The sequence below is a fragment of the Ruegeria sp. AD6 genome (assembly GCF_056542325.1).
On the sequence record NZ_JBQFZQ010000003.1, the window covers coordinates 176,364 to 188,995 of the forward strand.

13 protein-coding genes and 1 tRNA gene are annotated in these 12,632 nt (G+C 60.4%); 5 read left to right on the plus strand and 9 right to left on the minus strand.

The window, feature by feature from the left end:
- The gene (locus ACR0KJ_RS09530) at nt 1–792 is read left to right on the plus strand and encodes a cytochrome c1 (protein WP_170453477.1); all 792 of its coding nucleotides are present in this window, start codon (nt 1–3) and stop codon (nt 790–792) included.
- A 139-nt stretch (nt 793–931) separates the two neighbouring features.
- On the opposite strand, the gene mtaB is transcribed toward ACR0KJ_RS09530, so the two are convergent.
- Nucleotides 932–2,188, minus strand: a complete 1,257-nt coding sequence (gene mtaB / locus ACR0KJ_RS09535; protein WP_480626526.1) for a tRNA (N(6)-L-threonylcarbamoyladenosine(37)-C(2))-methylthiotransferase MtaB — start codon at nt 2,186–2,188, stop codon at nt 932–934.
- On the minus strand, nt 2,185–3,027 hold the full coding sequence (dapF, locus tag ACR0KJ_RS09540; protein WP_480626527.1) for a diaminopimelate epimerase: 843 nt from the start codon (nt 3,025–3,027) through the stop codon (nt 2,185–2,187). Before dapF ends, mtaB begins: the two co-directional genes overlap by 4 nt.
- 211 nt (nt 3,028–3,238) lie before the next feature.
- On the opposite strand from dapF, the gene ACR0KJ_RS09545 reads away from it, so the two are divergent.
- Nucleotides 3,239–3,314, plus strand: a tRNA-Lys gene (locus ACR0KJ_RS09545).
- A gap of 128 nt (nt 3,315–3,442) precedes the next feature.
- Here the strand turns inward: ACR0KJ_RS09545 and ACR0KJ_RS09550 are convergent.
- From ACR0KJ_RS09550 to ACR0KJ_RS09570, 5 genes are read right to left on the minus strand one after another with little or no spacing between them, the layout of a single operon-like run.
- Nucleotides 3,443–3,985, minus strand: coding sequence for a DUF3833 domain-containing protein (locus ACR0KJ_RS09550; RefSeq protein ID WP_480626528.1), 543 nt, complete (start codon nt 3,983–3,985; stop codon nt 3,443–3,445).
- Nucleotides 3,982–4,599, minus strand: a complete 618-nt coding sequence (locus tag ACR0KJ_RS09555) for a DUF3833 domain-containing protein (protein ID WP_170453524.1) — start codon at nt 4,597–4,599, stop codon at nt 3,982–3,984. The genes ACR0KJ_RS09550 and ACR0KJ_RS09555 overlap by 4 nt, the downstream gene beginning before the upstream one ends.
- On the minus strand, nt 4,596–5,819 hold the full coding sequence (locus ACR0KJ_RS09560; RefSeq protein WP_170453525.1) for an MFS transporter: 1,224 nt from the start codon (nt 5,817–5,819) through the stop codon (nt 4,596–4,598). Before ACR0KJ_RS09560 ends, ACR0KJ_RS09555 begins: the two co-directional genes overlap by 4 nt.
- Complete coding sequence (locus tag ACR0KJ_RS09565; RefSeq protein ID WP_480626529.1) at nt 5,819–6,367, minus strand: hypothetical protein; 549 nt, start codon at nt 6,365–6,367, stop codon at nt 5,819–5,821. Before ACR0KJ_RS09565 ends, ACR0KJ_RS09560 begins: the two co-directional genes overlap by 1 nt.
- A complete protein-coding gene (locus ACR0KJ_RS09570) occupies nt 6,318–7,652 on the minus strand; it encodes an FAD-dependent oxidoreductase (RefSeq protein WP_170453526.1) in 1,335 nt (444 codons plus the stop codon). The genes ACR0KJ_RS09565 and ACR0KJ_RS09570 overlap by 50 nt, the downstream gene beginning before the upstream one ends.
- Nucleotides 7,653–7,837: 185 nt before the next feature.
- Here ACR0KJ_RS09570 and ACR0KJ_RS09575 point away from each other — a divergent pair, with 185 nt between their 5' ends.
- Nucleotides 7,838–8,563 carry an SDR family NAD(P)-dependent oxidoreductase gene (locus ACR0KJ_RS09575; RefSeq protein WP_170453527.1) on the plus strand — a complete coding sequence of 242 codons (726 nt, stop codon included), beginning with the start codon at nt 7,838–7,840 and terminating at the stop codon, nt 8,561–8,563.
- Nucleotides 8,564–8,566: 3 nt separating this feature from the next.
- On the opposite strand, the gene ACR0KJ_RS09580 is transcribed toward ACR0KJ_RS09575, so the two are convergent.
- Nucleotides 8,567–10,219, minus strand: a complete 1,653-nt coding sequence (locus ACR0KJ_RS09580) for a Y-family DNA polymerase (protein WP_170453528.1) — start codon at nt 10,217–10,219, stop codon at nt 8,567–8,569.
- Nucleotides 10,220–10,280: 61 nt separating this feature from the next.
- Complete coding sequence (locus ACR0KJ_RS09585; protein WP_170453529.1) at nt 10,281–10,568, minus strand: I78 family peptidase inhibitor; 288 nt, start codon at nt 10,566–10,568, stop codon at nt 10,281–10,283.
- Between the two features lie 130 nt (nt 10,569–10,698).
- Between ACR0KJ_RS09585 and ACR0KJ_RS09590 the strand changes: the two genes are divergently transcribed.
- Together ACR0KJ_RS09590 and ACR0KJ_RS09595 are read left to right on the plus strand one after the other, a co-directional pair.
- Complete coding sequence (locus tag ACR0KJ_RS09590; RefSeq protein ID WP_170453530.1) at nt 10,699–11,811, plus strand: S-(hydroxymethyl)glutathione dehydrogenase/class III alcohol dehydrogenase; 1,113 nt, start codon at nt 10,699–10,701, stop codon at nt 11,809–11,811.
- 93 nt (nt 11,812–11,904) lie between these two features.
- Complete coding sequence (locus tag ACR0KJ_RS09595; RefSeq protein WP_480626530.1) at nt 11,905–12,630, plus strand: NYN domain-containing protein; 726 nt, start codon at nt 11,905–11,907, stop codon at nt 12,628–12,630.
- Nucleotides 12,631–12,632 lie beyond the last annotated feature (2 nt).

The window sequence follows — 12,632 nt, forward strand, 5'->3', positions numbered from 1 at the left end:
ATGTTCAAGAAACTTGCAATCGGCGCCGCGTTTGCCCTCGCTCTGACCCCTGCTGCATCCTTTGCGGCAGGTGGCGGCGAGCAGCATATCGAGGATTTCGACTTCTCGTTCGAGGGTCCGTTCGGAACCTGGGATCAGAACCAGCTGCAGCGCGGCCTTCAGGTCTACACCGAGGTTTGCGCAGCCTGTCACGGGCTGAGATATGTGCCCCTGCGCGATCTGGAAGCGCTGGGTTATTCGGAAGAGCAGGTCATCACCTACGCGGCCGACAATTTCGAGGTCTTCGACCCCGAGCTGGACGATTTCCGCCCGGCGATCCCGACCGACCATTTCCCGGTCAATGACGCGGTTGGCGCACCCGACCTGAGCCTGATGGCCAAGGCGCGTGCGGGCTTCCATGGTCCTTATGGCCTGGGCATCAACCAGCTGGTCAAAGGTATGGGCGGCGCGGAATACATCGCCTCGCTGCTGGATGGCTATACTGGCGAAGAGAAGGAAGAAGCAGGCACCATCCTGTACGAAAACAAGGCCTTCCCCGGCGGCTGGATTTCGATGGCCCCGCCGATTTCGGAAGATCAGGTCGAGTTTGCCGATGGCCACCCGGCCACTGTCGAAGCCATGTCCGAGGACGTTGCCGCCTTCCTGATGTGGGCCGCCGAGCCCAAGATGATGGATCGCAAGAATGCCGGTTTTGTCGGCGTGATCTTCCTGACCGTTCTGTCGGTGCTGCTGTACCTGGTGAACAAGCGTCTGTGGGCGCCGCACAAGGGTAAGCTTCGCAACGAGGACTGATCCTTTTCGGAATACTGACACAAGAACCCCCGCGCCCTAAGGTTGCGGGGGTTTCTTTTTGAGGTCGCCAGAAGGGGCCAGCCCCTCTTGGCCTGTGGCCAATTCACCCCGAGGTATTTTCGAACAGAAGAAGGGGGGATCAGACCGTGAGTTGGCCCGAGGTCTGCCCGGTGATTGTTGCCGTCACGATCTGGCCTTCGGGCTGAGGCGCGTTGAAGGCGACCTCGGTGAATTGTTCGGTCCGACCCATATGGGGGTTTTCCATCAGGATGTGATGGGTTTTGCCGATCTGGTCTGACAGGTGCCGGGTGACCTGCGCATCACCTGCGGCGCGCAGGCGGGCGGCGCGGTCTTTGATGATGTTGCCGTTGACCTGCTGCGGGATGCGGGCCGCCGGGGTGCCGTCGCGTTTGGAGTAGGGGAAGACGTGCAGCCAGGTCAGATCGCAATCAGCGACCAGTTTCAGCGAGTTCTCGAAATGCGCCTCTGACTCGGTCGGGAAACCTGCGATGATGTCTGCGCCAAAGGTCATCTGCGGGCGCAGCTTGCGGGCCTCTTCGGTGAAGCGGATGGCGTCGTCGCGCAGGTGGCGGCGTTTCATGCGTTTCAGGATCAGATCGTCGCCATGTTGCAGCGACAGATGCAGATGCGGCATCAGGCGCGGCTCGGTCGCGATGGCCTGCATCAGGTTCTCGTCCACTTCGATGGAATCGATCGAACTGATCCGCAAGCGGGGCAGGTCTGGCACCAGCTTGAGGATGCGCATCACCAGATCGCCCAGCCTGGGCTGCGCCGGCAGGTCGGCCCCCCACGAGGTGAGGTCTACGCCTGTCAGGACGACCTCATTATAGCCTTTGTCCACCAGCCGCTTGATCTGATCGACAACCACGCCCGCAGGGACACTGCGCGAGTTTCCGCGGCCATAGGGGATAATGCAGAAGGTGCAGCGATGGTCGCATCCGTTCTGGACCTGCACATAAGCGCGGGATCGGGTTCCGAAACCGTCGATCAGGTGGCCAGCGGTTACAGTGACCGACATGATGTCATCGACCTGCACTGTTTCGGTTTCGCCAATGAAATCGGCCGCCATACCCTTCCAGGTATCGGGCCGCATTTTCTCGGTATTGCCGATGACTGCGTCGACCTCTTCCATTTGGGCAAAGGTCTCAGGCTCGGTCTGTGCCGCGCAACCGGTGACGATCAGGCGGGCGTTTGGGTTTTCCCGGCGCAGCTTGCGAATCTCTTGCCGGGCCTTGCGCACGGCCTCGGCCGTCACAGCACAGGTGTTCACGACCACCGCATCGGTCAGCCCCGCCTGTTGCGACAGCTCTTTCATCGCCTCGGTCTCATAGGCGTTCAGGCGACAGCCCAGCGTGGTGAATTTCGGGGCGCTCATCCCAGCGACCTTATGAATTCGGGCGTCAGGGTGCCCGAGAATACATGGGCTGTTGGTCCGGTCATCCAGACACCATCGTCGCGCCAGTCGATCCAGATGGTGCCGCCGTCCAGTTCGATCTGCACCTTGCGCCCGGTCAGGCCCCGCCGGGCAGCCGCAACCGCTGTGGCGCAAGAGGATGAGCCAGAGGCCAGCGTGATGCCCACACCGCGTTCCCAGACGCGCATACGGATATGATCCGGCCCGATCACCTGAGCAACCTGAACATTGGTGCGTTTCGGGTAGAGAGGGTGGTGTTCGTAGCGCGACCCGAACTCGGTCAAGGGAATCGCTTCGGCGTTTTCCACAAAGAAGGTGCAGTGCGGGTTGCCCATGCCGGTCGCCGTTGGCGCGCCTTCTATGGGCAGTTCCAGAGTGTCCATCTCTTCCGCCAGCGGGACGTCGTGCCACTCCAGCTGAGGTTGCCCCATATTGACCGAGGTCAGGCCGTTCCCGGCCTCTTTGGCCAACAATGTGCCCCGTTCAGTCGTCAGCGTCAGATCGGATTTCCCGCTTTCCTCCATCAGAAACCGGGCGATACAGCGGGTGGCGTTCCCACAGGCGGCCGAGGTCGAGCCGTCCGCGTTGTAAAATACCAGATGTGCGTCGGCTGGGCCGGTTTCGATCACGGCCAACTGGTCGAATCCGACGCCAAACTGACGATGCCCGATTCCCCTGGCCAATTCCGCGCTGATCGGAACGGCATGCGCGCGCGCATCCACAATGACAAAGTCATTGCCCAGCCCGTGCATCTTCATAAAGGGCAAACCGGTATCGCTTATCTGTTGCATGGCGGGCATATAACGTTGCTCTGAACATGAATCCACCCTGTCGCGCAGATTCCTGAAAAAAGGGGTTGACCCCCCCGCGCCACCTGCCTAATTAGGCCGCCTATCGGGTCGCGGGAAACACTGATTAAACCGGCGAAACGAGGCGCAAAATAAGGGCTTGAACCCGGTCGGGTAATTGCCTTACAGAGCGCCACGGATCGTCAAGATCCAACGAAAGAGTGGGCCGTTAGCTCAGTTGGTAGAGCAACTGACTTTTAATCAGTGGGTCGCAGGTTCGAATCCTGCACGGCTCACCACTTTTTCCGCAAGGCAAGCTTGAACAGGCGGGATTTTCCCGCGTCAGCTGCAATCAAGCGGTATGGAACCGCATAGAAATATGCAAAAGACCGTTGGGGTCGGATGTAGGCGCATCCCAACCCTCGAACTACTTCTTTTCGAAGAACAGGATGACCTCTCCGATGCGGATCCCGAAGCGTGAGACATAGGCGCGGTTCAGCAGGCGGTCATCTTCCAGCAGCCACATCCAGTCGTCGAACTTCACGCGCATGGAGCCGTCCTTGATCGGCAGGTCGATCTTGTATTTCCAGTTGAAGGTGTCACCGCGCTCGATCCCTTCAGCGGTGCCAAGCACGCCGGGGGCGGTGCCGGTCCAGGTATCGGCGCCGGTTTTGGTCAGGGTCCAGATACGCTGCTCGGTCGAGCCGTCATCATAGACGAAATCTTCGACCAAGGTGAGCGTTTCTCCGTCCCAGGTGCCGTCGATATCAACGGTAAAGCGGCGCGGGACGTTGCCGAGGATGTCCTGAAACTGACCGTAGGCAACGGTTTTGCCTTCGAAAAACTCCTCAAGGTTCAACTCGCGATCCGACAGGAAGGATTTGGGAACCCTCGGTTTGGCCGAGCACGCCGCCAGCACCAACAGACAGGCGATCGCGGCAATGGATATGAGCGCGCGGATACGGATCATTGCAACAGCCTGCCGTCCGCGTCGGCATCATAGCCGTTTGTGCCGGACAGATGCGTGGTCTTGATCTCGGGTGCAGGGCGCATGGTCGCGACCAGCTCGGCCACTTTGATGCCGAATTTGCGCATTTCGGATCGGTTCATGATCGCGCCATTTTCGGTCAGATACATCCAGTCGGTCACATCCAGCGTGTGACCGCCCGCATCTTCGGGCAGGATGATCCTGTAGGTCAGCTTGACGGTTGAGCCCGAGATTTCACCTTTTCCTTCCCCCACAATGTCATCTGCCGTGGCGATGAAAGTGTTGCCGGTGCCCATAGTCAGATACCATTTGCGGGTCATCTGCTTGCCGTTGGAATAGGTGAACCATTCCGCCAATGTGCCTGAGTTGCCGTCCCATTCGCCGACCATGCGCGCCACGAAGCTGTTCGACATCTTGCCATTGGGGCCATAGATCAAGCCTTCGGACAGGATCTCGCCATTGAGGTGTTTCTTCAGCGAGAAATCCGGGCCGGTGCCCGTGTAATCGGCAGGCGATTGGGACCGAAAGCTCAGAAACCGGCCCCGGGCCGCAAGAACAGCGAGGATGGCGAGCAGAAACACGATAAGCGTATTCATTTGGCTGTAACCTCCGTAGGAAGGGTCAGAACCATCCCGAACGCCCCAAGCTTTAGGATGCAGGGCAGCACGGCGTAGGCGAGGTTGAGCGTGTTCAACGCCTCGGCACTGTTGGTTTGACCGGGTGTAAAGCCGCTGCGTTCCAGAAGCGGCAGAGTGAAAAAGGCAGCGAGCGCAAGGCCCAGCTTGCCAGCGAATGACCAGATGCCAAACGCGGCCGAGGCGTTCAGCCCCGCGCGCGTCAGCACGACCGAGAACATGGCGGGCAGCACCACCATATCCGCCCCAAGCGCCGCGCCGGATGCGATGCAGATGATGGCGAAACCGGTGAGGTCTCCGGCGGATAGCGTTGCGGCACCGATGAAGCCCGCGATCGAGAGCGGCATGGCGATGATCAGGGTCTTTTTCGGGCCGATCCGGTTGCTGAGCTTGGCCCAAAGCGGCACGCTTGCGCCCGCGCTGAGGAAGAACAGGATCAGCAGCGGCCCCGCCTTGCCGGCCAGTTGCAGGCGATCTTCGACAAAGAACAGGAACAGCGTTGAGGTGATGGCGACCGGAAGGCTGTTGACCAGTGCCAATGCCAGCAGTCTCAGCGCTCCGGCCTGCCCAAGACCGGCGAAGGACAGGCCCTGACCGGTGATCGGCGTGCGCCGCCAGATCGGTATTGTCAGAACCAGGGTCAACAGCGCCAACAGGCCGAGAAACAGCCCGAAAGCGGGGTAACCTTGCGCTGATGCACCCAAGGCCACGAACAGGGCTGGCGCGCTGGCCGCGATGACCACGCCCGTCAGTTGCCCGCCTTCGCGGTAGGCGGCGAGTGTCATCAGTTCTTTCGCGTCAGCCTTTTTCGCAAGCGTCGCGCTGCGGCCGTATAGAAGGATTGTGCCCAGGCTGTAGGCCGAAAACAGCAGGATCAGAACCGTGATCAGGGCTGTGACGCTTGCGCCTTCGGGCAGGCCAAACAGCAAGGGAAAGCCGATGGCCAATCCCAACGCGGCCAAAGCTGCGAACAAAAGCTGCCCCCCCGGCCAGCGGTCGATGGCCCAGCCGATCAGCGGGTCCTGCACCAGATCGACCAGTCGGATCACCAGCAAGACCGTACCGATCACCCCAAGGCCAATGCCCAGATTCACCGCCGCAAAGCGCGGCAGGTGAATATAAAGCGGAATACCCGCCGCAGCGAGCATCAGCGCATAGAGGCTGACACGGGGGTACAGCATCACCGACCCTTCAAACTCTGCGTAAAGCTGGCCGACCGGGTGTTGTCGCCCAGAAAGATCGACATGAAGGATTTCTTGATGTCGGTACTCGCCAGCGTGCAGGTTTGGGTACCATTGCGCCAGAACCCGACCTTGTTGGGCCCTTCCGAGATCGCCAGATAGTTGTCACCTTTGCTGACGGCCTGAAAACAGGCTTCAAGCTGTGCCTGTGTGGGCTGTGGGTTGCCCTGACGGGCCATCTCTTCCAGCGTCGATTCCACAAGTGCCTTTTGTTTTAGGTTCTTGCGGTAGGTCAGTTGCAGGCCAAAATCCTCGGCCCAGTTAAACGCGGCCCCGCCGGGGGTGTAGAGTTTCGCGTCGTAAAGCGGCAGACCCAGAAACCGAAAGGTCCCGCTGCCGATCTGCTTGGGGTCTTTCAATTCGCGCGACAGCGGATCCGCTGCCAGCCCAACCGGGGCCAGCAGCGTCAAAGACAAAAGCCCGGCGCGCCAGAGGCGCCTATTCAGCCGCAACAGCAGGGATGGCCGGGTCTTGTTCCAAAGTGCCATGGTCAGCTCCGATCGTTTGCGGGGTGCCCTTGATGCGATCCACGACATGCATCGCGCTGGCAATCCCGTCTTCGTGAAACCCGTGCCGGTTATACGCTCCGGCGAACCAAGTCCGGTTCTGTCCCTGCATCTCGCGGATTTGCCCTTGTGCTTTCAGGGCGGCCTTGTCGAACACCGGATGGGCGAACTCGACCTGATCATAGATATTGTCCGCGGGAATTTCTGACGACGCGTTCAGCGTCACGAACAGCGGATCGCTGTCTGGAATGTTCTGCAAACGGTTCATCCAATAGGTGACGCCGACATTCCCGGCTTGCGAGCGATAGGTCCAACTGGACCAGCAAGCACGACGCTTGGGCATCTGGCCGGGGTCGCAATGCAGGATGGCGCTGTTGGGCTGATAGCGGATCGCTTCCAATGCTGCAGCTTCGGCGGCGGTGGCATTGTCGCCCAGAATGGCGCGGGACTGATCGGAATGGGTGGCCAGAATGATTTCATCAAACCGGTCGGTGTGGCCCTGACTTGTAACCGAAACGCCCATGTCGTCACGCTGAACATGATCGACCGGAGCACCCAGACGGATGTCACATCCCCGTTCGCGCAGGGCGGCGTCGATGCGACGCACATACTCGATGCTGCCGCCTTTGACCGTGTACCACTGGTGCTGGTTGGCGCGGCCGCTGGCCAGCAAGGCGTGATTGCGGAAGAACTGCACCAGCGAGCGCGCTGGGAACTGATCCACGAATTCAACTGGCGTCGACCAGATCGCGCCGCACATCGGCATCAGATAGTTGTGGCGGAACCAGTGACCCAGACGCATCTGATCCACCAGCTCTCCGATCGTGGTGTCGTCGTCCTTAGCGGCCTCGGGCGCTTCTTTGCTGAAGCGCAGGATGTCGGCGATCATCTTGTAATAAGACGGCCGCGCCAGATTGCGTTTCTGTGCGGTCAGGGTGCGCAGGTTGTTCAGCCCATACTCGATCCGACCGTTGTCGATGGTTGCGCCAAAGCTCATCTCGGATTTGGTGACCGGCACGTTCAATTCGTCGAACAGTTTGGTCAGGTAAGGATAGGTCGCGTAGTTGAACACGATGAACCCGGTATCCACCGGTTGATCACCTTTCTTTCCCGCCATGACCGTGCGGGCATGCCCCCCCAGTCGGGGTTCGGCCTCGTAAACTGTGATGTCGTGGTCTTCTGAAAGGTAGTAAGCTGCGGATAGACCTGAAATGCCTGCACCTACGATTGCGATTTTCTTACGTACGCCCCGTGTTTCGTCGAACATGTGATCCCCTTAGTGCGACATTTTACAAAGGGATACGTAGCAGGGTTCACGCCGGATCAATCAGATTAGATTAATTTGCCACGTGCTCTAGACTGTGACGTCTGGGCTGAGTTTCCTGTGTGGTTGCGTGATCCAGCCCTTTGGCCCAACCGTAGAAGATACAGCACAACAGATATGGCCCGGGGATGAGCAGTTTTCACGGAAAAACCTATTGGATCGTAGGCGCCAGCGAAGGGCTGGGCCGGGCCGTGGCCGAGGGGCTGGCCCGCGACGGTGCGCATCTGATCCTGTCGGCGCGCAATGCCGACCGCCTGGCCGAAATCTGCGCCAAGCTGCCCAATGCGCGGTCGGTGCCCTTCGACGTGACCGATCTGGACGCCGTACGCCGCGCCGTGGCCGAGACCGGAGAGATCGACGGGCTGGTCTACAACGCCGGAGCCTATGAGCCGATGCGCTCGGCCGATTGGGACACCGAGGCGGTTCTGGCCATGACCGACGTGAACTACACTGGCGCGTTGCGGGTACTGGGTGAGACGGTGCCGGGCTTCATGCGCGCAGGTCGGGGGGACATTACTCTGATCGGCTCTTTGTCCGGCTATCGTGGCCTGCCTGCGGCGGTGGGTTATGCGGCCAGCAAGGCGGCGTTGGTGTCGCTGGCCGAGACGATGCGGTTCGATCTGGCGGGCACGGGGGTCACGGTTCGGATCGTCAATCCGGGTTTCATCAAGACCCGCCTGACCGAGAAGAATGACTTCAAGATGCCGATGCTGATGACGCCTGAGGACGCGGCAGAGCGTGTCATCAAAGCGATGTCGCGCCGTCGTTTTCGCACCGATTTTCCTGCACCGTTTTCCTGGGTGGTCCGGTTGGTAGATTACCTGCCGGATTGGCTGGTGTATCGTGGAAAATAGACCCTAACCAAACTGCCCCTGACAGAACCAGCCCGCTGACATGGTGCCGCCATGGCCGTAGAACAGCCACAGCCGTTCCCCCTGTTCCGTCACCACCACCCAGTAATCGCGCACGCCGCTGCGCCAGTTGGGATCGTCCAGCCACCATTCGGGCGCGATCCGTTCCGGGCCGGTGGCCTGTGCCAATTGCCAGTCGCGCCCGCGCCAGCGAAAGCTGCCGGGCACATCCGGGGTTTCCGGGGCCATCACCGGCTCGGGCTGCCACATCTGCAAGGGGCGCGGACGTGCCGGCGCAGGCCAATCGCGAGCCGGTTCCGACCACGCCGCCGCCAGCACCTGCGCCGTCTTCTCGGGGATGTGCGAGGCAGCGGGATGTCGCCGTGTGATCGCCTCAAGCCCGACCCGCGCGCCCAGCTTGCCGATCAGGTCATCCACGGCTGTATTCCCTTCAAGCCGGTTGCGGGCCACCTGTCTGGCTTCGGCATGTCCTGCCATCGTTCGGGCGTGGATAGGTTCGGTCTGGATCGCCTCAAGCCGCAGCATGTCGATGCCATAGCCAGCGTCGATCTTATCGATTTTCATCTCTAACAAGGGGCGAATGCGGTGTTTGTCATAGGTCGGACGGGCCAGACCGACCTCGATGATCTCAGCCGCCTGATCGGCGCGGTGGGCTTCCAACCGCAGGGTCCGGACGCCGCGCCCTTTCTCTTCCAGCTTGGTACAAAGCGTCGGCAGAACGCGATCAACAGCAGCCATCACGTCCTCGATCAACCCGATCGGGTTGGGCAGGGTCATCCGCACCGCAAACTGATGTGGCGGGCGGGCGGGCGAGACGGGCTCGGGCGCGCTGCCCATGGCCTGATCCAGCCGCAGCACCAGCCCGCGTCCGAACCGCCGCGCCAAACTGGCGCGTGGTTGCCCCAGCAGATCGCCGATCCGGCGCAGGCCCAGACGGTTGAGCTGTGCGACCACCTGATCCTCAAGCCGCAGCGCCGCGATGGGCAGCGGGCTGAGCGCGCCGTAGGATTGCCCTGGCGCGGCGATCCGGGCCCCGCCGCCCAGCGCCATCACCTGCGGCGCGGCCCCGCCTCTGGTCCAGTGCCGCCGCTTGCCCGCCCGCGCGCGGGTGGCACGGGCCTCCTGACTGATGGCGTCGCCATTGCGGTCGGATGTGGCCTCTTGCCCTGCATAGCGTGCCAGCGCCCAGGCCGCGCCCAGCGTATCCGCGATCCCCATCTGCACGCTGAGGCCCATATCGGCGCAGTCGGTTTCAAGCACGCTCAGCAATGCCTCTTCCCCGCCGAACAGATGGGCGCAGCCCGACAGATCGACGATCAGCCCGTCCGGCGCTTCCTCGGCCACCCACGGGCTGAACTTGCCCGCCCAGCGGCGCAGCGCGGTCAGAAACGCAGCCTCGGCCGGGGCGTTGCGGTGTCTGGTGATCAGCGAGGCACACATGGCATGGGCATCGCGCACCGGCTGACCCACGCGCAGCCCGGCAGCCTGAGCTTCGGCGTTCAGAGAGGTCACGACCTGCATGTTCGACTGTTCGGCCACGACAGCCAAAGGTCCGCTATGCAGCCCCCGCGCGGCGCGGATCAGCCGTTCAGCCCCCAGACGGGGAAACCACAGTGAAAGTATTCGGCGTTTTGGCATCGGCAGACATCAAAATGTTCTTATTTTGTTCTTACCTGAGAATCAGCGCCCGAGTCCACGCCTACCCGCAGGTCAGACGCTGAATGACGCCCGCACCGTTCACGAAGACATTCAGCCGGTCGATGCGATAATCCTGCGTCGCAATGTCGTTTGGTCCCAGAACCCGCGCCCGTTCGGGCAGATCGGCCTGAATGGAAGACACGGGCTGACCGACCGAGTCAGCAAACGGATCGCCCTGACAAAAGGCCAGATCGACCGGCGCGGCTTCGGGCTCGGTCCGCGCCTCTTCCGGGGCAGGAGGTTCGGCGCAGGCCGCAAGAAGGATCAGGATCGGGATAAATCGGTGCATTGGCGCTCCTCATTCCGGCAATGTCGTTTCTGCAATATCAAGCGTTTAACCTGCCTGTCATCAAAGCACAGTTGAAAACACCCTGCAATTGGCGCAGGGTCGGGGCAAACAAGACAGGGAGACAAGCACAATGCGCACCCGTGCCGCCGTCGCCGTTCAGGCGGGCAAACCTTTGGAAGTGATGGACGTGAACCTGGAAGGCCCCAAAGCGGGCGAGGTTCTGGTTGAAATCAAAGCGACCGGCATTTGTCACACCGACGAATTCACCCTGTCGGGTGCCGACCCCGAGGGCCTGTTTCCCGCCATTCTGGGCCACGAAGGCGCAGGCGTCGTGGTCGAGGTCGGCCCCGGTGTCACCAGCCTGAAGCCCGGCGACCATGTGATCCCGCTCTACACCCCCGAATGTCGTGAGTGTGAATACTGTCTGCACCCCAAGACCAACCTGTGTCAGGCGATCCGCGAAACGCAAGGTAAAGGCCTGATGCCCGACGGCACCTCGCGCTTTTCGACGCTGGATGGTGATCCGATCCTGCACTACATGGGCTGCTCGACCTTTTCGAACCACACGGTCCTGCCCGAGATTGCGCTGGCCAAGGTGCGCGAGGACGCGCCGTTCGACAAGATCTGCTATATCGGCTGCGGCGTGACCACCGGTATCGGAGCCGTCATCAACACCGCCAAGGTCGAGATCGGTAGCCGGGCCATCGTCTTTGGTCTGGGTGGTATCGGCCTGAACGTCATTCAGGGCCTGCGTCTGGCCGGGGCCGATCAGATCGTGGGCGTTGACCTGAACCCTGCCAAGGTGGAAATGGCGACGAAATTCGGCATGACCGATTTTGTGAACCCCAAAGAGGTCGAAGGCGATCTGGTTCCCTATCTGGTCAACCTCACCAAGGGCGGCGCGGACTATACGTTCGACGCCACCGGCAATGTCGGCGTCATGCGCGACGCACTGGAATCGGCCCACAAGGGCTGGGGTGAGTCGATCATCATCGGCGTGGCCCCTGCGGGTGCCGAAATCTCGACCCGTCCGTTCCAGCTGGTCACCGGCCGATCCTGGCGCGGTACCGCCTTTGGCGGTGCGCGGGGCCGGACCGACGTTCCCAAGATCGTCGACTGGTACATGGACGGCAAGATCGAGATCGACCCGATGATCACCCACACTATGGGTCTGGACGACATCAACCACGGCTTCGACCTGATGCATAAAGGTGAGAGCATTCGGTCGGTTGTGGTTTACTGATACAATGAAATGTTCTTGAAGGGCGGGCTTTAGCTCGCCCTTTTTTCGTACCTAATTTTTGATGATAGAATTATTTTGAATTGAGGATTTGAAGTGACAAAAGGAAAATCCTACCGATTGGCAGTATTGATAGATGCGGACAATGTGCCCGCGAAACATGCCAAAGAGATATTCGAAGAAATTGCGACATTGGGCGAAGCCGGTCTCAGGCAGATTTACGGAGACTTTTCCAACGGCGCACCCCAAGGATGGGATGCCGCATTGCTGGCTGAATTTGCCATCGTTCCCCATCAGCAGTTCGCCAATACATCTGGGAAGAATTCCAGCGATATTGCCTTGGTAATTGATGCCATGGACATCCTGCATTCTGAGCGCTTCGGCGGGTTTGTACTGGTGTCGTCAGACAGCGACTTCACCCGCATGGCAAGCCGCATTCGCGAACAGGGATTGGATGTATATGGAATCTGCGAGCGAAAAGCACCCAAAGCGTTCGTCAATGCGTGCAATCGTTTCATTTACATAGAGAATATTGAAAAATCCGAACCCATTGCATCACGCGCGAAGAGTGCAGAGACACCAAAGGCGAAGCATGAGTTGAACCATGCTTACCAATTGATCCGAAACGTTGTGCTGAACACGAACGAGGCGGATGGATGGGCCAGTCTCGCTTTTGTCGGTAGTCAATTAGGTAAGATGTATCCGGACTTCGACTCCCGTACTTACGGTCACAAAAGGCTGAGCGATTTGGTTAGAGCCATTGGCCGCTTTGAAGAAGGTAACATAAATGGAGGACTCAAGATCAGGTGCAGTGACACCTAAAG